The following is a 23,471-nucleotide window of genomic DNA, read 5'->3' as shown; positions in this document are numbered from 1 at the left end:
TTAGGCGTTTAGATTAAATTCTGTTGACAAACATATCACATATTCTTGAACTAAATATTAATAAATCCCCCTTAAAAAGTGATTGAAAATTTCGAGTCAACATTTAAAAAAGTAATTGCTAGTCCAATATAGGTCATTACTTCTATATAATTAACAAAATTTACTAGCTTAGATAAAAGTTGAACACTTAATGTACGAAAACATGAAAATAAAGCTGAATAAGCTCAAAAATAACAAAGCATTTGAATTATCAGTTGTAGCTGTAATTATTATCTCGGCACTAGAGATTGGGGCAAAAACATTTCAACTGCCCGACAGTGCTGTTTCAGTAACTCATATTTTAGATATATTCATAACATTATTCTTCCTCTTTGAGATTTCAGTTCGATTTATAGCTGATGATGATAAACGTAACTTTTTCAAAAAGGGCTGGAACATATTCGACACCTTAGTTGTTTTAATCAGTCTGATACCTATTAATGATAGTGAAATGGCTCTTCTAGCTAGATTAATTCGCGTATTTAGAGTTCTTAGGATGATATCGGTAGTACCCGAATTACGAGTTCTAATTAACTCATTGCTCAAAGCTCTACCTCAACTAGGCTATGTCATATTATTAATGTTTATTATTTTCTACATATATGCGGCCATCGGTAGTTTTATATTTAACGAAATTAACCCTAAATTATGGGGTGATATTGCGATATCTATGTTGACTCTTTTCAGAATAATGACTTTCGAGGACTGGACTGATATTCAATATGAAACGATGGAAGTGTATCCAATGTCATGGATATTCTACTTATCTTTTATCTTCTTCACAGCGTTTGCTTTCTTAAATATGGTGATTGGCATTGTTGTTAATGTAATGGAAGACGAACATGCTAAAATGCGCCAAGAAAAACAAGAGGCTTCAAACATTCCAACAATTGAAGATTTACATAAGGAAATTCACGAATTAAAGCAAATAATTAAACGTAACTTTCCAGACTCTTAATCAAAAAAATACAGGCTATAGGTATGAGCTAATACAGCTAAATAGAAAATTTTAGACGTAGTAGCTCATCTGTAAAAGCGCAAACGATGCTAACTCAGACTTGAACTTGCAGTTACCTATTTTGATATAGTGCTTGTCAGTTCAAGTACAGCTAATTTTTGCGAATACACATTATGTATCCAGCATATCCCATTCGTCTCCCAGTACCCACCTTAATGCCGATAACTTGCCATTTATCATTCCCCATTCAAAGTCATCTTTTGGAATAAGATCTGAATATTCCTTTTCAACTAATTTAGCAGATGACTTTGCCCGTACTAAAACATCTTCGTGTATGACTTTAGAACCTGAAGCTTCTGAATCAGGAGGTACTATTTCTATTTCACCTGAGCTAATTCTATTTAGTAAATTTAAATGTCGGTTGTACCAGATTTTCCTATCAAACTCTGTCATGTAGTCCAATATTTCAGAAAGAGATCTAGTTTCGTCCCCTTCCCAATTTAGCTCAAATTCATATTCCTCCAATAAAGCGTCATCGATTTTATTAACTGCGGAAACTAGATCTAGAAAGTAATAAGAATAGTCATCAAAAATATCAGAAAAATCTTCATGTGGTCGGCGTCTATCTGTAGCGCTAAAATCAGTGTAGTTTCCTGAAATAAAATAGAAATTACTATCTTCTAAATCATCATCATTGCTTTGAATACTTCTTTTAAAAGTACCAAATGACTCAATCAATAATGCATCAGCGAAGTTGTTCTTAGAGTTATGAAACGGCGCTTTTTTTTCCAGTGCTCTTTCTACTACTTTGAGTTTGATATCATCCGTAATTTCAAACTGAATACATTTATCCATAAAACTAATCAACCTGTTAGCTATTATGTCGGTCACATCAGACATTATTGGAAGTTTTGCATTTATCTCATTTAGCTCAGTTAAAATTGCTACTTGGTTGTCAGTACCATACTCTTTCACTACATTCTTAACTTGCTTAAATTCATGATCAAGCCGTTGACGAGCACTTTTAACGACGCGCTCTTTATTTCTAAAAAACTCATCTTTCACTAGTTGTGGAACTACAAAATGAACAGCACCGCTTTCATGAAGATCTTCTAATGCTGTAACAATATAATTTGCATTTCGATCTTTGGCTAAATTTAGCCAAATACACGTATCAATAAAAAAGTAATTCAATTTTTAGCTCCATTTCATAATCGTTTTACTAGCTAGATTTACTCATTCAAATACAACTCCGCCATGTCATCTAACTTAGCCTTAACTTCTTTCCAATTAGGCATCACTTGCGTTAGCAAGCGCCAGAACTTGTCACTGTGGTTGTGCTCAGCGATGTGACAGAGTTCGTGAAGGATAACGTAATCAATGCATTTCTTTGGGGCTTTAACAAGGTGAGGGTTTAGCATCAAGTTACCTTTAGTTGAGCAGCTTCCCCATTGTTTAGTCATCGCCATAATACGAAATGAAGGCAGTCCATCTACCCATGAGGCTTTTGGCAACATTGCTTGTAACCTTTCATGAAAAATAGCATTGGCTCGGTGGATGTACCACTTATCTAAAAGTGCTTTAATTTCAACCACCCGATCATCACAATCTTTTTTGAGGCTGACGGTTAATTTTCCTCTATGAAGCTTCACACTTGGTACTTGTTCAGCGTCAACAATCACCTTTAAAACATAGCGTCTGCCAAGGTAAAACTGTGTTTCCCCGCTAACGTATTTTCGTGGCAATACATACTCATGTTGAGCTGAAAACTCACAAATACTTTCCCAGATCCATCGAGCACGCTTTAGCATTGCCTCTCGAATAGATTCATGAGTTGCATCATGTGGTACGGTAGCAACAACCCTTTGATCTGGGTGTACTTTAATGACGACTTTCCTCGGCATTGGTTTAGCGTCATTTTTTTCGAAGGTACGGCGAATGATGTCATAGTTAATAACCTCATCACCGTACATGAACACACTTTGCTCTTGTGTTGTTTTTTTAATTTCACTCATTTAAAACAGCAACTTCATTATTATTTACGAGAAAGTCCTAATCGCGTGATCTTCAGCACTTCTTCAATAAGCCTTTGAGCATTATCAATACCAAGGTCAGCAAATAACATAGGAAGTAGCTTTACGCTGATGGCGTTTTCAATTTCACTAGGATTAATTGAATACTCTGCTACAGCGGTCTTAACTACTTCGTCAATATCGAAGGCATATTTCACAAGCTTATCTTCATCAATATTACTGCCTGTGTGAGCGTCTTTTTCTAATAATTGTTTAAATAATCCAAAATAAGCTTGGGCATGTTTATTCTGCTTACCATCAGTAAACGCACTCGGCATCCCTTCAACCTTGCGCTCTTTAACTTCTTGCTCAAAGTCGGCAAATAGCATGTATTGCTTCACTGGCGCATCAAACATAGCCTTGGTTTCATCTATCGCTTTTTTAAGTAAGTTTGAGAAATACTCTTGTGCATATGGATCATCAGCTAAGTCTTGCTCGATCATTTTAGTGATACGGCCTGTGATCTTATCTGTTTGATTTCGAGCCTCGTCGTCAGTTAGATCTTCAGGTTTCACATCTTTGCCCAAATTACCAACGAGGTATGCACCATCAGGCTCTTTTACTTCAATGCCTGCAATATGTTTATCTAACAACTGACGCACGTCTTCAGCATATTCGTCGTAGTTTACTGTTTCATTAGCAAGTTCACGAACCTGTTTCCTTAAGCTAACAAACATTTTTAGTGTTTCTTTATAGTGATCACGTTTGTTATCAAAACTCTTATCATCGAAGAAACTCGCCGATTGCAAAGCTACTTTCATACAGTTAGAAAAAGCTGTTAAGGCAGCGTAAAACTCATCTCGTTTTTTAAGGTTTTTATCTAAAAGCTGACCTTGAACATCTTCAATCTTAGGTGCAAGTGCCTGACATAAAGCAGCAGGATCTTTTTTGTTAGCAACACCGTCAAAAATAGCCCATAGATCGTTGTACAAACCTGGTAGCTTTTTATATTCAGTATCCATTCGGTTATACAAACCTTTAAGATCATCAACATCAAAGCCATTTTGATTACGCTCAGCAAGTTCTTGATACTTCTCAATCGTCATATCAAGCTCTTTCAAAATGCCACGATAATCAATTAAGTAGCCGAACTGCTTTTTACTGTGTAAACGATTTACACGAGCAATAGCCTGTATCAAGTTGTGCTCTTTGAGAGGCTTGTCGATATACAGTACGGTATTTTTAGGCTCATCAAAACCAGTTAGCAGTTTATCTACAACAATCATGATGTCAGGGCCATCATCACGGCCATAGTCTTTGATTATTGCCTTGGTGTATTCTTTTTCATCTTGCCCATAAGTTTCGGCAACATTATTCTTCCACCAGTTTTGAACAATATCTTTACTTTCTTGATCAACTGCCTCGTGCCCCTCTCGCGTATCAGGAGGAGACATTGCAACAACTGATGTTACTTTACCTATTTTATCTAAAAGCTCCTTATAGCGAATTGCAGAGCCTTTAGAGTCACATGCTAGCTGGCCTTTTAAACCTTGCTGCTTAAAATTTTGGAAATGATCAGAAATATCGTGTGCAATTAGCTCAATTCGACCCTCTGTTTGATAGATCTGACCTTTCTGAGAAAACTTCTTCTTTAAATCGGTTCTTTGTTTTTCTGTGAGCTTTTCAGTAATGCGGTCAAACCAGGCATCAATAGCTTTGTCATTCACATTAAGGTCAGCAATACGCTCTTCATAAAGCAGCGGTGTTACCGTTTTATCTTCAACCGCTTGCTGCATGGTATAAGAGTGGATAATAGAGCCAAATTTGTTTTCAGTCTTATCGTCTTTTAGCAACGGCGTACCAGTGAAAGCAATAAATGCGGCTTTTGGTAATGTTTGCAGCATACGAATGTTGTTTTCACCGTTTTGGCTTCGGTGGCCTTCATCAACCAAAACTAAAATATTCGGGCTATCGTTATAACATTCGTCATATTTAATCGCTGAACCAAACTTATTAATGATTGAGAAGATAACTCGCTCATTACCTTTACCTATTTGCTCTGCTAAGCGTTTGCCTGAAGTTGCCATTGCATCTTTTTTATCGCGCTCGCTGAGTACACCACCGGAGGCAAAAGTGCGGCTCAATTGATCTTCAAGGTCAACTCGGTCAGTGACAATAATCACGCGACATTGTGAAAGTTCTCGCAACCAAATCAATGCTTTTGATAAGAACACCATAGTAAATGACTTTCCACTTCCTGTGGTGTGCCAAATTACACCGCCGTTGCGTGCACCTGGGCGTTCGCCTGTTTCATCAAAGCTGGTAATGCGCTCTATCAGTGCTTTAATACCAAACACCTGCTGATAACGCGCGACAATTTTGCCAGCTTTTTGATCAAACAAAGTGTATAAACGTGCCATCTCAAGAAGGCGATCTGGTCTCAATAAACTAACAATTAGTCTGTCTTGATCTGTTACAGCGAGGTCGCCACCCGCCAATAGAGATAAATACTCATCTTTAGCAGCGGCAGGTCGGTGGTTGAAAATAGCATCCAACTGCTCGGTGCTTAACCCTGCATTTTTTAACCGAATAAACTCGGCTTCAATGATTTCTTCTTCCTTCCATTTCGCCCAAAACTTTTCAGGTGTGCCGCAGGTCGCGTAAAAGCCCTCATGTCCATTCACTGCGAGCAGTAATTGGCTGTAAGCAAACAGGTGTGGTATTTCTTTGTGGCCCTGGTTTCGGATTTGTTGAGAGACCGCTTCGCTTAAAGTAGATTTCCCTTCAGTTGAAGAGTCAGGGCGCTTCGCCTCAATCACTACCCAAGGCAAGCCATTAACAAAGCAAACAATATCTGGAATGCGGTTACCTGTGCCTTCACTGTTTTGCACCACCATTTCTTCAGTAAAGTGAAAAAAGTTATTGGAAGGTGTTTGCCAATCAATCAACTGAATGGTTGGCGATGCTTTTTTACCATCAATAAACTCCGTTACCCCAATGCCATACATCATTGCGTTGTATAACTTTTCATTCGCGCCTTTTAAACCCTCGTTCATTGCAGGGTTTAGGTCATGCATAATTTTATCGATGGCAGCATCTGAGAGCTTATGGTCTTTACCAGCAAACGGAAATGTTTGTTTGCCCAAAAACTCACGTATAACGGGCAACAACATCACTTGGCTTGTTGATTTTCCCGCTACCGAATTTCCCCTAATGACCTCACAACCATTAGGTGGTATAAACGAATAACCAAGCTTGCTTAGGAGTGTAAGCGCTGGTATTTTTGAGCTAAACTCTTCTTTGAAATTTGCTATGTGGTTACTCATTAGAAAAACTCTCAACAGTATATTTGGCTTTCATTTTCGCTCTATTGAAAAACTTAATTTCATGCACAAATTTGGATTTTGGGTGTTCGTTAACTAATACAGGCTTCGAGCCATCAAGAGATAGTTCATTGACTACTTCCGTTGAGGGGTGACCATAGTTATTAGACGTGCCATATGAAATAGGACATATAAGAAAAGGATAAAATTTATCTAAAGAGGTGATATCAAAGTTATGTTTAGAACCGTGGTGAGGAATCTGAACTATTGTAACATCTTGTGCATATTCGTAAAAAACCTCACCGACGTTTACTTTGTTTAAATCAGTATCGCCTGTGTATATGCAACCACTAAAAAAACAACAATTATTAGGGTGACAGGTATCAGGAGTGCAATCGCAAGTAAAGTTGTATTCCTGATTTTTAATATCCTTCGTGAGGCATCTATTATCTAATCCAGAGTAAACAAGCATTGAATTTTCATTCACGTTACCATTTAATCGCGTATAAATTTTTCTTAATTTTTTTCTTAAACTTGGAGTTGAAATGTTTTTAATAGAATATTTAGCATTACTCTGTAGTTGTTGGACATCAAATTTTTCGCGTTTTAATTCTCTAACCAATGCTTTAGAGCGACTTTGGTTTTGGTGATTATAGGGGACAAAAATCCAGCTGAAATTTCCACCCAGACTTAATCTACTTCCGCTATCAATTTCTCTGTCTTTTTTCAATCCTCTAGGTAGCTCAAAAAAATTAAAACTTATGCTGTCATTAGAGTTTTCTTTAGCGTTTGGGCGAATATAGATTACTTCTGTTGCATTCCCAAAGAAAGACTCAGGACTGTCGATTAAAGTGATAATATTTTGAGATAATGCTCTGTTAATATTGATTAAAATTTTTTTATGATTGATGTCCAGTAGGGGCAAAAATACTCGTTTAATCGTTCTAACAGAGTCCCTTAAGGTCGCGATTCCAGAAACGTGATCATAATCAAAGTGAGATATAAATAGCGCATCTATATCTTCATCTTTTGTAAACGCTGTTTCTATAACTGATTTTGCATACTTAGTTAGTGGCATTGCTCCACAGTCATATACAACATTAAAATTGTCATGTTTTTCTGAATAAAAGCCTCCCTGCCCAATGGGATGAAATGTTCTAACTACCTTGTAGTCATTCATTAATTTCACCTTCTAGTTCAGTTTGACCTGCTGTTCTTTGCTTATAAATATCGATAATAAAGTGCATTGGTACTGGCAACCTGTAATGTCTGCATCCAGTTAAGATAATCGGCCAAAAAGAGAATTGAAAAGCAGACATATCATAAACCTTATTTGATTGGTCGCACTCATTAACCAACTGTTTAATCAACTCTTCTGGTTCTTCAGTTACGCAAACATCAGATAACGTTGCACCATGCATTTTATCGAAACGGTAAAAGTGTTCTTCGGAAGAGTCATCAAGAAAATACACTTGAAAGTTACAGTGCGGTAAAAACTCTTCTTTAATTTTTTTAACTATTTCATATGGCTCTGAAAACCCCATAATCGCTGAAAAGGTAGATATATATGGGTATAAGATTGAACCTTTAGTAACGCTCTTTCTATACTCTTCGGTTTTATCAATGGGGTGTTCTATTAATTCAGCATAGCTTTGAATTGTAGTTGGGTATTTATCACCAATCTTAAACATTTGATATATCTCTCGGGACATATTGCTTAACCAAGAGTTGATATCACGCCAATGTTTATGATCGAGAGAAAGGAACCAAATAGCTAATGCTAAATCGATAGCTTGCTCATCTTTGTATGGTGTAAACAAAATAGGATTGTTTACGATTAACTGCTTAATGCTATCTTGATATTTAGTTACTGCTTCTGAAAAAAATCTTTCAGCTTCTACATTTTCATTACTAACTTGGCTTAAATACCAGTATGACCAACAACCTGTTAGGGCTAACCTACCTAGCACATCGAACAACTTTAAGTTTACATCTGTTGAACAAGACGGATTTACTGCATGTGATAAAGCATACAAGTTATTGCAATGAGGTATTATTTTTTCTTCAATGTACTGATTTGATACTTGTAAATTTAACTTAAGAATTGAATCCAAAGTTGTCATTGTTGAAACTGCTACCTTGTTTTTTTTGCCAAACGCAAACTTTGCTGCTTCCCAGGCATTTAGCATCGTAAATTCTGCTGATAGAAATGCGCTCTCTAGGTTATCCTCATCTCTGCACCATGAGTATAATATCCAAAGGCATAAATATAATTGGCGAATACCCGTTAAAATATCTTTTGGCTTTTTATCATCAGTACAAGTGAGACTAATGGCAAGCTGGCTAAAGTGTTTGAAAGACACTTCTGGCTCGTCAATCATCGCCAATGACTTGCGAAGTAAACTGCGACAGTTCTTAGGTAACAGTTCCTCACGAAGCATATGTTGCTCGACTAAATCAGCAAGCCTGTCACCATTCCATTCAGAAAAACTTAAATCATCTGCTTTTAATTTTCCTAAAAACATACTTACGTTAGATCTTACTTCTTCTTTAACTTCACCACCAAAACATAAACAAATTTCAACAGGGCTTTCATTGTACTCTGCTGGAATACGGGTCGGAATGAATACATCAATAATTTCATTAATGGACGGGCGTAAATCTTGTGGATTTGTACTATCCCAATCCCTACGGTCTAGATCGCCAGACTTTACCGAAAATAAATATACCTTACTTTCTGATTCACTAGACAACTTACCAAAAGCACCAACATCCACACCATATTGTCTGCTGCCAACACCTGGTTTCAAAAAAACTTCTAAGCCCATTTGTGATAGTAAATCAGGTAATAAAGCATCCAACTCGCCTCGTTCTTTCAAAGAGGCTAAATATTGTCTTATCACTAACTTCATGAGGTACAGCCCTCCGCTTTAAACTGCCAGATCATATTTTCTAAACCGTGAGGGTCAAGATTGTGCATTGAGGCAAACTCAAATGATGTACTGATTTCATTAAGAGGAATTTCCTGACGGGTCTTTTGCTCGCCATGGTGTACATAGTGAATCGACTTGTTTCCATAGAGCAATACTGACTCATTTCCACCTAACAAAGAGGTAAGGACCGACTTTTTTCTAGCCTGTTTCATCGATTCATTCATTAACTTATTGTGATGCCGCCAATATGTATGCCTATCCTGCTCGCTAGGGCTTAATTCGTTTATTTTAAAAGCCGCTTTTACTGATACTTGGTATTCTTCGTATTCAGATAGCACATCCGTTGCAACCTGTTTAACCCTGTCTTCTTTTGACTCATTCAATGCTTCCAAATGATCTCGAATACTTCCTGGGTAACTCACACAGAGAGGATGAAAAATGAGTTGCTGAATATCTGCTAATTCATCATCAGGAGCATCAAAAACTAACGACTCAATTAAGCTAATTGCTGTTTTAGGCTGATTGAAGAACCATCCACAAGCTTTTCTCGCTAAGAAAAGGTGTACGCCTTTGCTTTCTTTGGTCACGATGGCACGATCAAAGCCAATAGACATGCCTTTATCTAAATCCCGAAGAAGGTCATAAGCGTATTTCCCTAGCTGAATTCTTTTTGATAACAACCATCTTGTAAGTAATGCGGATAGGTATGTATCTCGGTGGTTATGTAGTTCCCGAACAAAACTATTAAAATACTTTACTGATAATTTGTACTCGCTTAATTCGAAAAAATGCTCTAAAAAAAGCACACAATCATTGAATCGATTGTTTTTTAATATTCGCTCCAAAGCAAAATCAATATTATTGATAGTGCCTTTATTCTCTGGCTTGGTATGACAGCAAATATTCAACAACTTAGGTTCAACATTACTACTTACCTTTTTTTCATCATAAAATAATATTTCTGAGGCAGCATGAATATAACGATCATCTAATCGATCTGAATGCGTGTTTAAAAAATCTAAGAACAAGCATTCTAAATCATCAGACTGAGAAACAACGGTAAACATCGCTCGCATTGATGTCGCCAAAATCACATCAATTGGTGAAGACATTGATGATTTAGTGATAGCTATTGCAACTGGTTCCAAGAGCGTCTTGTCTTGGAAGTTAATTCTACCTAATGCAAAAATGGCTCTTTGTTTAATTAACTCATTTTCATGAGTAAGCAGTTCAATAGCTTGATTTACATAAGTAACCTCATCATTACTTGCACCAGCTTCAATAGCAGTAGTTAAATGGTCAAAGTCTTCATCACTATTGGTTAAAGCAATATCCAAAAGAGCATTGGCTCTACCAATGTTTTTTTTACAAAACTCTTTAAATGGCGACAAAAGCATGTAAGCAGCCATATCTTGGCCAGCTTCTAGCGTAAGATGTTTCACACATTCAGCTACGTCATTTACCGGAGCATTTATATTAGGTAAAACTTCTTCGAAAACTCGCCTTACTGAAAAGAAGTCATGATTTTCAGGGGTATTTTTAAAGCTATGAAATAACTCTACAAGGTTTAATTTCCCTGTATTATGCAATTCAGCCAAAATGCTAGGTAGAAGCTTTTCACCTTTTCGGTCTTGATAGTAAATGTCTTGGATGAACTCAAAAAAGTTGCCATCCATATTAGCTTTTAACAGTTTTTCTCTAAGTTCATCCATAATTATGATTCCCTATAATGATACTCTACGCTTGCCAGTTAATAACTGCTGCATTAACGCTTTTTTCTCTTGTTTTAAGTCAGCAAGTTGTTGATGTAGTATTTCAATTTCTTGGTCTGCATTGCTAAGAACAGAGGCAATTTTTTTCTGCTCGTCAACTGCTGGTACATAAATTTTAATTCTTTCAATATCTTTATTACTGATGTTGGGCTGTGCTCCACCAACAGCATCAATTAATATTTCATGCTGCACTTTGGGTAATTTAAGCAGTTGAAATAAATACCGATTGGTAGTTCGGTTTTTTTTGACATCAAAACGACCAACGCGTTGATTTAAGTAAGCAAAGTCATGTGATTGATAGCAGCCTACCTTTCCTGTAGTTGCTCCAGACATCGCAATTAAAATATGCCCTTTCTTAACCTTGAACTTTTCAAATTTATCATTTTCTAAAATAAACACGGCTGAATCTAAGCAAATTGAATAATCAGGTTTTATATTTGAAATTTTAACAAGTGGAATACCCTCTTGTTTAAACTCTTCACTTTTAAAAGCATTACCACCGATAACTTTTACAAGTTGACTTAACTTAACTTCTTCCCACTCTCCCTCAAACGGTTTACCCGAATCATCAAATAGTCGCTTTTTACCTGTGAGCAGCTGTTGCATTAGTGCTTTTTTCTGCTGCTTGCTGTTCTCAATTAGGCGCTCAGTGGTGCCAATAGCTTTATCCCAAACTGATATAATTTTGGCGATTTTATCTTCTTCTTCTTTGGAAGAAGCTGTCATCAGCGGTAACTCAGATAGAATTGCGGTGTTCATGTTGGGCATAGTTTGTCCAACAGCGTTCTGTTCAAGCCACCGTTTTACCGCATTCTTTTGTAAGAAGTAGGACAAGAATAAGGATGAATGCTCTGAGTTTGGTGTTGCTTTTAAGCACCCTGTTCCACATATTCCAACTTCATCACCTTCTTCAATCAGCGCAAATCGACTGACATCACCACGACGGCTAAATAAAATATCTCCGCTCTTTAAAAAGTGCTTTGATAAATCAGCAGCTCTATTAGCAGGTATTTTCGCAGCCGACTTGTAATCAGCTCTTTGACTAATCAAGTCCTTCGGCATTAAAACAGGTATGCCCTCTTCAGTGTATTCATGTGCATGTAACTGACTTCCAAAGGGGCCTGTCTGTAGATTACCTGAACATACTTCCCCTAAAGAAGTCAATTTCCAGCCATTAGGCACCATAACCCAACTCCTTTAAGTAGTTTTCCATCTTTACTTCTAAAGACTTTAATTCAGTCTGAAGCTCAACGCGTTCAGTGCGAACCGCCACTAAATCAATCTCAGCTTCTTCTTCAAAGGTATCTACATAGCGAGGAATATTAAGGTTAAAGTCGTTTTCTTTTATCTCATTTAAACTTGCCAGGTATGCATATTTATCAACAGTTTCGCGAATTTTATAAGTGTAGATAATTTTTTGAATGTTCTCAGAGGTTAACTGGTTTTGGTTTTTTCCTGATTTAAATTCTCGGCTGGCATCAATAAACATGACGTTTTTATCAGTTTTGTTTTTCTTGAAAATAAGAATGGCTGCTGGAATACCTGTACCGAAGAAGAGTTTTTCCGGTAAGCCAATTACAGCATCGAGTAAGTTTTCTTCAATAAGCTGTGTACGGATTTTGCCTTCAGATGATGCTCGGAAAAGTACACCATGAGGCACTACCACCCCCATGCGCCCTGACTCTGGTTTAAGAGTTTCAATCATATGGCTGATAAACGCGTAGTCCCCTTTGGTTTTAGGCGGCACACCGCGGCGAAAACGGCCAAACTCGTCATTAGCTGCACCTTCAAAACCCCATTTATCGAGTGAGAATGGAGGGTTTGCAGTAACAATGTCGAAGTGAAGTAAACCTGTACCTTCTTTATCTAGAAGCATAGGGTGGCGAATGGTATCGCCCCATTCAATACGGTGGTTGTCTTCGCCGTGTAGGAACATATTCATTTTAGCAAGTGCCCAGGTAGAGCCAATCGCCTCTTGCCCGAATAAAGCATACTTTTTAGAACCTGAATTCTTGCGCACCATAGCGCCACATTTCATTAATAGTGAGCCTGATCCACATGCAGGATCACATATTTGGTCGCCTTCTGCTGGTTCTAAAATGGTGGCAAGCAAATCTGAAACTTCCGGTGGCGTATAAAATTCACCTGCTGACTTACCGCTACTTGCGGCAAAGTGCTTAATAAGGTATTCGTAGGCATTACCAATGATGTCTAACGAGCCAACGCGACTTGGGCGTAAGTTAAGAATGTCTTTACCAAAGTCCTCTAAAATATGACGAAGAATATCGTTCTTTTGCTTCTCTTGACCTAGCTTGTCAGTATTAAAACTGATATCTTGGAACACGTTTTTCAGTTTAGTACCGTTCGCTTCTTCTATGGCATGTAGTGCTTGGTCAATACGTTGGCCGTTACCTGCTTCATGACGTTTCTCGTATAGATCCCAAAAACTAGCACCTGTAGGTAATACAAAGCGTTGCTTTGCCATCATTGCGTGAATTAGTTCAGGGTTGTCTCCATATTGCTCTACAAGCTTGTCGTATTCATCTTGGTATACATCAGAGATGTACTTTAAGAACAACATGGTTAAGATAAAATCTTTATATATAGAAGGGTCTACTGTTCCTCTAAAGGTATCGCAGGCATTCCATACCGCCTTATTAATAGCGTCTTGGTTAATTTGTGTTGTTACCATCTTTTGAGTCCTTAATTTAAATTCTTTTTAGCCCTGATTTTCAGAGCCTAATATTTCTTTAGCGATGCCTTGCATTTGTTTTGCTCTGTTCTCAATTAGAGCACTTAGAATGCGTTTTTCCTGTTTAACTTTGTTATCAAACTCGACGATAGCTTGCTGCTTTTCGAGAGTTGGAATAACAAGCGAAGTTGCTTCTAATACAGCTCGTCTAATGCTCGTTTGTGCGCTTCCCTCAGCAGAGTTTGCAAAGTACCGCTGGGCACCATCTTGGTTTAGCTGCCAAGCTACAAATTCAGGTAACACTGATTTATCGGTTACTTGAATTAAAAAATAATGTGGGGCACAAACCGTTGGTTTATCAATCTCGCCAACACAACCTGCTAAGTTACGACCACCACGAGCCGCAAACAGCACATCGCCTTTTTGTAACCAATCAGGTGTTTTACGCCCTGTAATATTTGTGCGAATGAGTTGATGCCACTGTATGATTCCATCGTTATCAATATCCCTGATCTGCACCGCATGAGCGTTACCTTCCTTATCTTCAGGTATCTTTCCCCTAAAAGGGTGGCCAGCTTTGACAATCGCAATATCAGATAATGTTTTATTCACTGTTAATTGCACCATATAAATGATGCATTAAAGATAGCGACAGATGATTATTTAGTCAATACTTATTTTGCATCTTTTCGATGGTGCAATTATTTGCTGTTTTTGAAAAGGGCTGAATTTCTTATGGATTAAGCTTTAACTATTAATTTATTTAGTTTGATATTAATTTCTAAGGATTTTTGTTGCATATTCCGGTCTACCTGAACAATTGCGCATTTTTATTCGAACCACCAATAATTTTCATCTGAACCAAGCGGATAATGAGACTGGAACAACCCTTGATGCTGGGCTGTTCTGAGCGTAAAAGTGGGACGTATAACGAATTGATATTAAAGGAAAAAACTTTATAGTTGTTTGTTATCTAGGTAAAAAGAGGTGAAAATAAACCTGTATCGCATTGCACAGGCGTATTTTTTGCGGATAAACATAGGGAGCTTTAATTTTACTGCTTCAACATAATATTGCTTTTTTTCATTATTGTGTCGGATATTTGTTATTAATAGTGCTATTTTTCACTATTGTGAATAATCACTAATTGAACTCAGCTTCCATATTCGATCATTCTTTCTTGCCCGTAGGGTTAATATTGCAATTGAAAAAAGCATCACGTTATCAAGCTAAGTAGACCTACTTCGACCTCTCTAATGATAATCACGCGAAAAAAGCTATCGTTCAAGTAAACTGTTTGCCCATAATTTGGGGCCTTCAATAATTTCGGTGGAAACGACATGCTGACAATTTACATCGATATGGACGATGTGCTGTGTGATTACTCTTCAAAAATCAAAGAGCACAAACATAAAAATCCTGACAATCCTTTCCCGCAAAGTGTACCTGGCTTTTTTCGAAGCTTAGAACCAATGGATGGCGCTTTAGCAGCAGAAGAACAGCTAAGGAAAAAAACGAATGTTGAAGTCTACATACTTACCGCACCATCAACGAAAAATCCTTTGTCGTATACAGAAAAAAGGCTTTGGGTCGAAGATAAATTCGGTTACGAAATGACCCACAACCTAATCATTTGCAGTCACAAAGGTTTACTGAAAGGCAATATATTGATTGACGACCACGCCAGCGCGTAGAGGCCAAGAATTCTTTGAAGGGCAACTCATTCACTTTGGACATAAAGAGTATCCTAATTGGGAAGCTGTATTAATGAACTTGCCAATTAAGAGCAGCAATTCTGGAGTTAAGGCAGTAGAGCTATTGTTTAACTACCTCCAAAAACATATTTCTTTGCTTTTTTCATCTGGCTTTGTTGCTGTAGCGATTTCTTATAACTCTAATTGCTTCACCTGTTGCAATTTTGGTGTCTGGTAAATCGAGGACAACGTTAATAATATCTGCCATTGCTTCATTACTAAATCGAAAGTTAGTTGGTAAATCATTTATATCATCAAACTTTTCGTCAAAAGCGATTACGTAGTCTTTAAAGTCAGACTGCCGCCCATTAATTACATGCTCTGGAAATTGACAATGCGTGGGATAAGGTTGCGCTTCTTCGAACTGTCCTATAGCTGATACCAAGTCGGCCAAACTCGGCCAGTATTTCAGGTCGTATTGATAAGTCAGTGATTTTAGTTTTTCTGATACGTGAGATTCATATAAATAATTGCCCTCGCTAGCCATATCAAATAAGCCGTCAATAAACTGATACTCTGGCTTGGAAAAGCCACTAGTTTCGAAAAGTTCTGCTCGTTTACGGAGCTTAGATGCTAGCTCAGATGCTAATTCAACAATATCTTCCCCAAGCTCATTTAGCTCCTTAAATTCACTTCGAGCTTTCATAACATCATTTTTATTGAAATCTGCACTAAACCAAATATGCTCAAGTATTAACCAGATGTAAGAATTCTCAGGAGGATAACCTTCAAATTTATCAGCGTAACCAAATCTATCAATTAACTCGCTAAATGGACTTTTTAACTCTTCTGCACGTTCAATCATTCGCTCCAAGATAGGCCAGTAACTCATCCAAATAGGTTGTTCACCTTGATAACTTTTCAGCTCTCGTTGAATAAAAGCTTTGCAAAAATCTGTCGGGGTGTTTTTTGGTAATGTCATTTTTATGTTTCCTTATTTAAGTTTTCCAACAGCATATCTGCCCACTATGAGTCCGTCCGTATCTAAAGAAAAAATTATTGTTTACCTTGAGATCGAAGCATAATAAGCCCCGCATTAGCGAGGCTTCAGCTTCAAATAAGCGATTAATTTATAACCCCGATAATTTGAAAGCTTAGCAATAATCCCCATGCAAATAGAAGGGCCAAGTTTATTCCCATCAGAGCCTTTTTTAATTTCGATTTAAGAAAATAACCAGCGCTTAAAGTAACTAATATCAAGGAAACAACACTTCTAATAGTGCTAATCTGAAGAAATAATAGCTGACCATACTCTCAATTTTTTTATAGCATCTCGGACATGTCTATAGATTCTAATGAAAAGTAACCCACAGAACATATCGTACCGATAAAAACCACTAGTAAAATAAGCTTTTGCATTTTTTATCTATTATCCTGTTCTTTGAGCTTTTTGGATTCTATACGGCCAGACACATTAACAACTTTTAATTGCCCAAACCTTGTTGACGATTCTGTTTTATCGGAGAAAGGATTTCTTGATTCACTATCAACAGTAACTTCAGAAGTTTGTGTTTGTTCTAACTTACTTTCAACACTAGACCTGCCCTCTTCACTTTCAGCCGCAATACACCCTATTGTACATCCTTGTTTATGCAACCTGAATAAGTCTCTACCAGTTGCATCATGAGTGTCATCGCCATAAGTTGCATCACGAGGCTCAAGCCTATAAAACCATCTCTTGGTGTATGAAAATATCATATATACCAGGCTCTATTGGCGCACCAAAAGGTTTGCCACCTGACTCAGCATTTATAACAATTCTTTCTTTGGTATCCCTATCCCTCATACCCAATTTACCAGTTGCATTGTTGGATACAGCTCGTACTTCTCTACCATCGGGGTCTATGTATTTATACGGATTATTAGCGTATGCATATCTATTAAAGTTATGTACATTAGTAAATCCAACTGGATCATAGTTTCGTGCCTGCATATACATTAGTTACATATACGATCCAACAAGCCTAGCTTTAACTATCTGGTTATTAATAACAATGATAAAGTACGTTTAGACATTAAGCTTACAGGGAGTTGGTTTGTGAAAAGTATACAGAAGATAAAACTATTCAATTTTAAAAGGTTTCGTGAGTTTGAAGTTGAGTTTACTGAAGATTTAAACGTTCTCATTGGTGATAATGAAGCAGGGAAAAGTACGCTGCTGACAGCTATCGAGTTGGTTATTAGTGGGAGTAGAAATAAAGTAGACGTAATTGGGCTAGAGAGTATTTTCAATAAGAACATTACCAATCAGTTTCTAGCTGGGGATAAAAGCGTTGCTAATCTTCCTGTCGTTATAGTCGAACTTTACCTGTCCGAACAACATAACCCAGACATTCACGGGAAAAATAACTCTGATGGAACAGCATCTGATGGCCTTCGACTAATCTGTGAGCCAAATGAAGATTTACTTGCTGAAATGCAACAAGTGCTGGCTCAGGATTCAGATAATTTTCCTTACGAATATTATTCAGTTAAATTCACTACATTCGCAGGTGAGTCTTATACTGGCTACCGTAAATTTATCAAACACTTATCATTAGATAGCTCACAAATAAATAGTGAATATGCTACAAGAGAGTATATAAAAACAGTATACGAATCGGTCTTAGAACACCCTGAACGAATCAACTTAAGAAACCTATATCGGCAGCAAAAATCAGACTTTAAGGATGAACATCTTAAAGGTATAAATGACCAATTAAATGATTATCAGTTTGCTATCCGCTCTAACTCACGAGCAAATCTAGAAACAGACGTCATAATTACGGAAGATGATGTCCCATTAGAAAATAGGGGTAAGGGTCGTCAATGTTTTATTAAGACTGAGTTCGCACTAAAACGCTACGGGGTTGAGCTAGACATTGATACTCTGCTACTTGAAGAGCCAGAGAACCACCTTAGCCACACCAATATGAAAAAGTTAGTGACCAGAATAGCAGAATCACAAGCAAAACAAATATTCATCGCAACCCATAGCAATCTAATTACTTCAAGGCTAGACCTTCGAAAATCGATTCTACTTAATAGCACATCACAAAGACCTGTCCTGTTAAAAGATTTACCTGCTGATACGGCTAAATTTTTTATGAAAGCACCTGACAACAACATATTAGAATTCATATTGTCGTCCAAAGTTATACTTGTTGAAGGTGATGCCGAGTATATTTTGATTGATGCAATTTATAGCATTGTAACAGGCTCTTCATTGGAAGCAGATGACGTGCATGTCATATCTGTTGGTGGCACTAGTTTTAAACGCTATTTAGATTTAGCCATGCTACTGAATATTAAAACTGCTGTGATCAGGGATAACGATGGGGACGCACAAGTTAATTGCATTGAGAATTATGCAGATTACACTGCTGACAACATTAAGATCTTCTTTGACACAAATAATAGTAATTCCACATTTGAAATTTGCTTCTATGAGTTAAACACTGCTGTTTGCGAAGAGTTATTCGCACCAGGCAGGAGAACACTATCAGTTCAGGATTATATGCTAAAAAACAAGGCTGACTGCGCATACGAACTACTAGATAAAAAGTCTGAACAAATCCAGTCACCTGAATATATTACAGAGGCTCTGCAATGGATAAGAGAGTAATATTTGCAGTTGCAGGTTCTGGCAAAACCAGTCATATCATAAACAGTATAGAAATTGACTCTAGAGTATTGCTCATCACATATACTGACAATAACTTAGCCAACTTAAAAAACAGGGTTATTAAAAAGTTCGGTAAAATACCATCAGGGGTGAAGATTTACTCCTATTTCACTTTTCTCTATAAGTTTTGTGTAAAACCTATACTAGGTTTAGAGAATAAGGCAAAAGGAATAAACTGGGATGTACCTCCGGCCTTCACTCTCCGACTAGCAAGAACTAATCCTAAATTTTATATTGATAGACACAAAAGGTTGTATCACAACAGAATAGCCAAATATCTTGAGTTTCATGGGGTTATAGAAGAAGTTATCGAGCGGCTCGAAAAGTATTTTGACCTTGTATGCATTGACGAAGTTCAAGATTTTGGTGGTCATGATTTTAACCTTCTTTGTTCACTTGCCTCTGCAAGAACAGATATTCTAATGGTCGGGGACTATTTCCAACATACTTTTGACACAAGCAGAGATGGTAATGTTAATGCTAATTTGCACAAAGACTATCAAAAATATAAGGGTAAGTTCGAAGCTGCTGGTCTAGTGGTTGATGAAGAGCTGTTATCTAATAGCTTCAGGTGTAGCCCTACCGTATGCCAATTTGTTTCGAACGATGTGGGTATAGTTATTGGGTCAAATCGAACCGACAATACACCTATAGAGTTCGTTGAGTGCAAAGATAAAGCAAATCATATATTTAATTGCAACGATACAATTAAGTTATTTTATCAGTCGAGCAATCGCTACCCTGGCGTGACTAATAATTGGGGTGCAACAAAGGGACAAGATTGTTACAACGATGTATGCGTTGTTTTAAACCCGACCACTTTAAAAAGGTTTCGGGAAGGTGCTTTACCAGAACTACCACAGCAAACGAAGAATAAACTATATGTAGCAATAACAAGAACTAAGGGCAGTTTATACTTCGTCCCAGAAAACCTATACAAGGAATTTAGGGTATAAGGCCATAGTTTCTCTACAGTAATTAATCAAATAAGCCACTATCGCTTTGTGCAGATGGGTGGATATCAAAATACACCGCACTCAATTTTGCTCTGCTAACATGGGTATATATTTGGGTGGTGGATATGTCGGCGTGTCCAAGTAATTCTTGGACATGTCTTAGGTCTGCATCATTTTCAAGCATCTCGGTTACTGTTGAGTGTCGATACAGGTGACAAGCTCTAGGGCGTTCGATGCCAGCTAACTTGACGTATTGAGATGCCATATCAGAAAGTTTGCCTAGTTTATAACGTTTACCATTGTTGGCAAGAAACAACGAGTTACCAGAGCCAATAAAGGCGAACATTGGCCTAATCTTGCCAATTATAGAACTAGCCACTCCAATGCCCGTTTACTGATGGGTATTAGCCTTTCTCGCTTCCCTTTGCCATGTACTCGAATTAGCTCGTTCTGAAAGTCAACATTGTCTAAATTGAGTTTTATGAGTTCCCCTCTGCGTATCCCATTGAACACATCCCAAAATGGCCGATTAAACAAAGGATTAAAAGTACGAAACCTTATTTGGCTGTTAAAAAAAAACTGAATAACACTCGGACATACGCAGACAAAAGGCAATTCCTTATTTAGGCATTGCTGTTAGTCACAGTTTCTTACTTACGTTTAACAAGTAAATACCTGTAATTGAATTTTTTCTTGATGATCTAGAAAGGTAAAATAATTGTCTTTTTTTAATTTTCAATCAGTGTTCCAACTACTTTGGTTTGAGGGTTCCAACTAAAACGTTTCGCTGTTACAGATACGGAAGATCTGATGGTTCAATTAGCCGGACTATGCATTTCTGATTGAGTGAATAGTGAATAATGAATAATGAATAATGATGATTAGTGGTTCATTTTAGGTAGTATCAAAACTCAAAGCGTGAGGACAACATTGAAATATGAATTTTAGTCACTGCATAAAAGTTATTTAATTTTTACGCCATTAACTTCTGGAAGTATTTCTGAGAGTGGGCATTCAAGTGCAGCGGCTAACGCATAGACTTTAGCAAGTGTGATTTTATAAGAGCCGCTTTCTATTTTACTTAAGTAACTTCTATCGAGATTAGCTTTACCGCAAAGGTCTTCTTGTTTCATACCTATTTTAGCTCTGGCTGCTCTTAAATTTCTTCCAAATTGAATAGCTAAATCATTATCAAAATTTTCGTCACTCACTTGTGGTTTCCTTCAAGTAAAAGGATATATGTTCCCACGTTGTTAACTGTAAATGTATAGCGTATACTCCACACTATGTTGTGTATACTCCTCATTGAGTGGTGTATACTCTAAATTTAGGTGCTTGAATTGGATTAAATAATGGATAGCTCAACCTTTAATCAGATTTTAGTTTTAAAAAACATAGATCATTTCTCGGCTGTCGAGATTAGAACTGCTTATCTTTCTATCAAAAGGGATGAGGGGTTAGATCCTGCTTCTGTGCGACGTTTTGTATATGAAGAGCTTTTAAAATTAGTTAAAAAAGGTTGGTTGAAAAAGAGAACATCAGCTAAGAAAGGGGTTACTCGTTATATAAAAACTGAACAATTTAATCATTATTATCTAAAAGATTTAATTAGGTCTAAAGAGATTATAAATTTAAGCGATGCTGATGAGTCAAACTATTTTAAAACGTTAGCTAACCGCTTGAATCAGTATAATTCTGAGCTTCTTGAAGGTTTAGGTGCTGTTAATGAATATATTGCGCTTAAAGATATTTACCCTGAAAGATATGTCGCATTAAAGCAACGCTACATGGCAGTTCAGGAAAACAACCATATCTTAAAAGGAAAGATTTCAGTGTTGAACGAACTTATTAAATCAACAAAAGAGAAGTAATAAATGAAACTAAGGAATTGGCAGTCAGAATGCATTCACTCTGCAATTTCTAAATATAAGTCAAAGAAGCACTTTTTAGCACTTGCTACACCTGGTGCTGGCAAAACAGTGATGGCCTCTGTATTAGCTAAATTGATGTATGACCAAGGTGACATTGATCTTGTACTTTGCTTTTCTCCTTCATCAATCGTCGCGCATGACTTTAGTGAAGCGTTAGGTGAAAAATTCGACGCACATTTTGACGGCACCATTGGCGCGTTAGGCAATTCATTTACTTATCAGGCATTGGGCACACTAGACAATAAGGTCTGGCGCTTATTTGAAAAATATCGCGTGTTTGTGATCTTTGATGAGATCCACCACTGTGCTGGTTCAAATATAAAAGATGCTAACGCTTGGGGTAAGCCGATAATAACAACTATTAAAGAAAAAGCGGCTTTCACAATCGCATTAACTGGCACCCCGTGGCGATCTGATGCGCTACCAATCGCACTTGCGGAATACTGTAATGAGTCAGAGCAAATACAATGTGATTACGTATATGGCTTAAAACAAGCGATTGCTGACAATGTATGCCGAATACCACAAGTAGTCGCATTAGATAATGACCAGATTACTGTTGTTGAGGGTGATGAAACGAGTCACTTCACTAGCTTTATTGACCTGCTATCACAATCAATTATTCCATATTCTGAGATTGTGACAAACACGAGCGTGATAGAGCAACTACTAATTCACTCTAGTCATAGGCTAAATGAGCTTCGAGCCATAAATAAAGAAGCAGGTGGGTTAATCGTTGCCTCCTCCATTGCTCATGCATGGCAGATACAGCTAATTTTAAAGCAGACTATTGGAGAAAGCGCACTTGTTGTTACTAGCGATGAAGGTAATGCAAATGATCTCATTCGATCTTTCAGGTTTAGCCAAGATAAATGGATCATCAGTGTTGGAATGATCTCAGAAGGCACGAACATACCGCGCCTTCAGGTATGCTGCTATTTGTCTAACGTAAAAACAGAAATGAATTACCGACAAGTAATGGGACGCTTGCTACGCATTACCAATGCACCTAACCAACAGGCATTTTTGTTTATGCCAGCCGAACCAAAGCTTATTGAGTATGCTTATCGAGTAGCCCAGGACATCCCTGATGGGTTAGCAAAAGTAAAATTCGCTCAGATGGATGAAGAGATAACTACCGAGGCTCATCATGCCTTAGATGATGATATAGATATTGATGATGAAATCTCTACTGATATAGAAGCAGCTAAAGCAATTATAAGTATTGGAGATACATTAATGCATACCGAGGAAAGCCCAACCTCTTTTACAGATCTTCTACCAAGTGAAATAGCCATATCAACCGATAAGATCATGGGGATATTTGGTAAGTTTAACCACAAAGAGCTTGAAATTGACGGCTTCGATCAACTGATCATTTCAGAGCAATCAATGACAAAACTCAACCAGCTTAGCTCTGAAGTATTTTAGAAAAAT

Annotated in this window: 20 protein-coding genes; 6 read left to right on the top strand and 14 right to left on the bottom strand. The window is 37.3% G+C overall.

Translation table 11 applies throughout. The features are described 5' to 3' along the window. Positions 1-190: 190 nt before the first annotated feature. On the top strand, positions 191-997 hold the full coding sequence (locus tag ACNSN2_RS18715; RefSeq protein ID WP_418609253.1) for an ion transporter: 807 nt from the start codon (positions 191-193) through the stop codon (positions 995-997). A 171-nt stretch (positions 998-1,168) separates the two neighbouring features. On the opposite strand, the gene ACNSN2_RS18710 is transcribed toward ACNSN2_RS18715, so the two are convergent. The 9 genes from ACNSN2_RS18710 to ACNSN2_RS18670 are packed head-to-tail and all read right to left on the bottom strand — an operon-like array spanning position 1,169 to position 14,341. Next, on the bottom strand, positions 1,169-2,191 hold the full coding sequence (locus ACNSN2_RS18710; RefSeq protein ID WP_418609254.1) for a PIN domain-containing protein: 1,023 nt from the start codon (positions 2,189-2,191) through the stop codon (positions 1,169-1,171). Positions 2,192-2,229: 38 nt separating this feature from the next. Then, positions 2,230-3,012, bottom strand: coding sequence for a M48 family metallopeptidase (locus ACNSN2_RS18705; protein WP_418609256.1), 783 nt, complete (start codon positions 3,010-3,012; stop codon positions 2,230-2,232). Positions 3,013-3,032: 20 nt separating this feature from the next. Next, on the bottom strand, positions 3,033-6,335 hold the full coding sequence (locus tag ACNSN2_RS18700; protein WP_418609258.1) for a type I restriction endonuclease subunit R: 3,303 nt from the start codon (positions 6,333-6,335) through the stop codon (positions 3,033-3,035). Beyond that, positions 6,328-7,512 carry an MBL fold metallo-hydrolase gene (locus ACNSN2_RS18695; protein WP_418609260.1) on the bottom strand — a complete coding sequence of 395 codons (1,185 nt, stop codon included), beginning with the start codon at positions 7,510-7,512 and terminating at the stop codon, positions 6,328-6,330. Before ACNSN2_RS18695 ends, ACNSN2_RS18700 begins: the two co-directional genes overlap by 8 nt. Continuing rightward, positions 7,505-9,244 carry a hypothetical protein gene (locus tag ACNSN2_RS18690; protein WP_418609262.1) on the bottom strand — a complete coding sequence of 580 codons (1,740 nt, stop codon included), beginning with the start codon at positions 9,242-9,244 and terminating at the stop codon, positions 7,505-7,507. The genes ACNSN2_RS18695 and ACNSN2_RS18690 overlap by 8 nt, the downstream gene beginning before the upstream one ends. Further along, positions 9,241-10,977, bottom strand: a complete 1,737-nt coding sequence (locus ACNSN2_RS18685; RefSeq protein WP_418609263.1) for a HEAT repeat domain-containing protein — start codon at positions 10,975-10,977, stop codon at positions 9,241-9,243. Before ACNSN2_RS18685 ends, ACNSN2_RS18690 begins: the two co-directional genes overlap by 4 nt. Before the next feature lie 12 nt (positions 10,978-10,989). Beyond that, a complete protein-coding gene (locus ACNSN2_RS18680) occupies positions 10,990-12,222 on the bottom strand; it encodes a restriction endonuclease subunit S (protein ID WP_418609265.1) in 1,233 nt (410 codons plus the stop codon). Next, entirely contained in the window at positions 12,212-13,729 is a 1,518-nt protein-coding gene (locus ACNSN2_RS18675) for a type I restriction-modification system subunit M (RefSeq protein ID WP_418609267.1), read from the bottom strand. The genes ACNSN2_RS18680 and ACNSN2_RS18675 overlap by 11 nt, the downstream gene beginning before the upstream one ends. Before the next feature lie 27 nt (positions 13,730-13,756). Continuing rightward, positions 13,757-14,341, bottom strand: a complete 585-nt coding sequence (locus tag ACNSN2_RS18670) for a restriction endonuclease subunit S (protein ID WP_418609268.1) — start codon at positions 14,339-14,341, stop codon at positions 13,757-13,759. Between the two features lie 728 nt (positions 14,342-15,069). Between ACNSN2_RS18670 and ACNSN2_RS18665 the strand changes: the two genes are divergently transcribed. Then, positions 15,070-15,423 carry a 5' nucleotidase, NT5C type gene (locus ACNSN2_RS18665; RefSeq protein WP_418609270.1) on the top strand — a complete coding sequence of 118 codons (354 nt, stop codon included), beginning with the start codon at positions 15,070-15,072 and terminating at the stop codon, positions 15,421-15,423. A gap of 163 nt (positions 15,424-15,586) precedes the next feature. Here ACNSN2_RS18665 and ACNSN2_RS18660 read toward each other — a convergent pair whose 3' ends face one another. Both ACNSN2_RS18660 and ACNSN2_RS18655 read right to left on the bottom strand, forming a co-directional pair. Beyond that, on the bottom strand, positions 15,587-16,405 hold the full coding sequence (locus tag ACNSN2_RS18660; protein ID WP_418609272.1) for a hypothetical protein: 819 nt from the start codon (positions 16,403-16,405) through the stop codon (positions 15,587-15,589). A 440-nt stretch (positions 16,406-16,845) separates the two neighbouring features. Next, positions 16,846-17,181 carry a hypothetical protein gene (locus tag ACNSN2_RS18655; RefSeq protein ID WP_418609273.1) on the bottom strand — a complete coding sequence of 112 codons (336 nt, stop codon included), beginning with the start codon at positions 17,179-17,181 and terminating at the stop codon, positions 16,846-16,848. A gap of 340 nt (positions 17,182-17,521) precedes the next feature. On the opposite strand from ACNSN2_RS18655, the gene ACNSN2_RS18650 reads away from it, so the two are divergent. Both ACNSN2_RS18650 and ACNSN2_RS18645 read left to right on the top strand, forming a co-directional pair. Beyond that, positions 17,522-19,087 carry an ATP-dependent nuclease gene (locus ACNSN2_RS18650; RefSeq protein ID WP_418609275.1) on the top strand — a complete coding sequence of 522 codons (1,566 nt, stop codon included), beginning with the start codon at positions 17,522-17,524 and terminating at the stop codon, positions 19,085-19,087. Continuing rightward, a complete protein-coding gene (locus ACNSN2_RS18645; protein WP_418609277.1) occupies positions 19,072-20,103 on the top strand; it encodes a DNA helicase UvrD in 1,032 nt (343 codons plus the stop codon). The genes ACNSN2_RS18650 and ACNSN2_RS18645 overlap by 16 nt, the downstream gene beginning before the upstream one ends. Positions 20,104-20,125: 22 nt before the next feature. Here ACNSN2_RS18645 and ACNSN2_RS18640 read toward each other — a convergent pair whose 3' ends face one another. The 3 genes from ACNSN2_RS18640 to ACNSN2_RS18630 all read right to left on the bottom strand — a co-directional run bounded on the left by ACNSN2_RS18640 (position 20,126) and on the right by ACNSN2_RS18630 (position 21,314). Beyond that, positions 20,126-20,449 (bottom strand): tyrosine-type recombinase/integrase, encoded by a 324-nt coding sequence (locus ACNSN2_RS18640; RefSeq protein WP_418609279.1) that lies wholly within the window; start codon positions 20,447-20,449, stop codon positions 20,126-20,128. Between the two features lie 17 nt (positions 20,450-20,466). Next, on the bottom strand, positions 20,467-20,616 hold the full coding sequence (locus ACNSN2_RS18635) for a tyrosine-type recombinase/integrase (RefSeq protein ID WP_418609280.1): 150 nt from the start codon (positions 20,614-20,616) through the stop codon (positions 20,467-20,469). Positions 20,617-21,065: 449 nt separating this feature from the next. Then, a complete protein-coding gene (locus tag ACNSN2_RS18630; protein ID WP_290174059.1) occupies positions 21,066-21,314 on the bottom strand; it encodes a helix-turn-helix domain-containing protein in 249 nt (82 codons plus the stop codon). Between the two features lie 141 nt (positions 21,315-21,455). Here ACNSN2_RS18630 and ACNSN2_RS18625 point away from each other — a divergent pair, with 141 nt between their 5' ends. Both ACNSN2_RS18625 and ACNSN2_RS18620 read left to right on the top strand, forming a co-directional pair. After that, positions 21,456-21,974: a hypothetical protein gene (locus ACNSN2_RS18625; RefSeq protein WP_418609282.1), complete on the top strand. Its 519-nt coding sequence runs from the start codon at positions 21,456-21,458 to the stop codon at positions 21,972-21,974. Positions 21,975-21,977: 3 nt separating this feature from the next. Then, the gene (locus ACNSN2_RS18620) at positions 21,978-23,465 is read left to right on the top strand and encodes a DEAD/DEAH box helicase (protein WP_418609284.1); all 1,488 of its coding nucleotides are present in this window, start codon (positions 21,978-21,980) and stop codon (positions 23,463-23,465) included. Positions 23,466-23,471 lie beyond the last annotated feature (6 nt).

The sequence above is a fragment of the Pseudoalteromonas sp. US3C1013 genome (genome assembly GCF_048401115.1).
Lineage (GTDB): Bacteria > Pseudomonadota > Gammaproteobacteria > Enterobacterales > Alteromonadaceae > Pseudoalteromonas > Pseudoalteromonas undina.
Note: the sequence above shows the minus strand (reverse complement) of the source record. Positions and strands in the feature narration are given on the sequence as shown.

What these genes read in the sequence shown, in the direction of transcription:
- ACNSN2_RS18715 (WP_418609253.1), top strand. Translation starts at nt 191, where the DNA reads ATGTACGAAAACATGAAAATAAAGCTGAATAAGCTCAAAAATAACAAA.
- ACNSN2_RS18705 (WP_418609256.1), bottom strand. Translation starts at nt 3,012, where the DNA reads ATGAGTGAAATTAAAAAAACAACACAAGAGCAAAGTGTGTTCATGTAC.
- ACNSN2_RS18700 (WP_418609258.1), bottom strand. Translation starts at nt 6,335, where the DNA reads ATGAGTAACCACATAGCAAATTTCAAAGAAGAGTTTAGCTCAAAAATA.
- ACNSN2_RS18695 (WP_418609260.1), bottom strand. Translation starts at nt 7,512, where the DNA reads ATGAATGACTACAAGGTAGTTAGAACATTTCATCCCATTGGGCAGGGA.
- ACNSN2_RS18690 (WP_418609262.1), bottom strand. Translation starts at nt 9,244, where the DNA reads ATGAAGTTAGTGATAAGACAATATTTAGCCTCTTTGAAAGAACGAGGC.
- ACNSN2_RS18685 (WP_418609263.1), bottom strand. Translation starts at nt 10,977, where the DNA reads ATGGATGAACTTAGAGAAAAACTGTTAAAAGCTAATATGGATGGCAAC.
- ACNSN2_RS18680 (WP_418609265.1), bottom strand. Translation starts at nt 12,222, where the DNA reads ATGGTGCCTAATGGCTGGAAATTGACTTCTTTAGGGGAAGTATGTTCA.
- ACNSN2_RS18675 (WP_418609267.1), bottom strand. Translation starts at nt 13,729, where the DNA reads ATGGTAACAACACAAATTAACCAAGACGCTATTAATAAGGCGGTATGG.
- ACNSN2_RS18665 (WP_418609270.1), top strand. Translation starts at nt 15,070, where the DNA reads ATGCTGACAATTTACATCGATATGGACGATGTGCTGTGTGATTACTCT.
- ACNSN2_RS18660 (WP_418609272.1), bottom strand. Translation starts at nt 16,405, where the DNA reads ATGACATTACCAAAAAACACCCCGACAGATTTTTGCAAAGCTTTTATT.
- ACNSN2_RS18655 (WP_418609273.1), bottom strand. Translation starts at nt 17,181, where the DNA reads ATGATATTTTCATACACCAAGAGATGGTTTTATAGGCTTGAGCCTCGT.
- ACNSN2_RS18645 (WP_418609277.1), top strand. Translation starts at nt 19,072, where the DNA reads ATGGATAAGAGAGTAATATTTGCAGTTGCAGGTTCTGGCAAAACCAGT.
- ACNSN2_RS18640 (WP_418609279.1), bottom strand. Translation starts at nt 20,449, where the DNA reads ATGTTCGCCTTTATTGGCTCTGGTAACTCGTTGTTTCTTGCCAACAAT.
- ACNSN2_RS18625 (WP_418609282.1), top strand. Translation starts at nt 21,456, where the DNA reads ATGGATAGCTCAACCTTTAATCAGATTTTAGTTTTAAAAAACATAGAT.
- ACNSN2_RS18620 (WP_418609284.1), top strand. Translation starts at nt 21,978, where the DNA reads ATGAAACTAAGGAATTGGCAGTCAGAATGCATTCACTCTGCAATTTCT.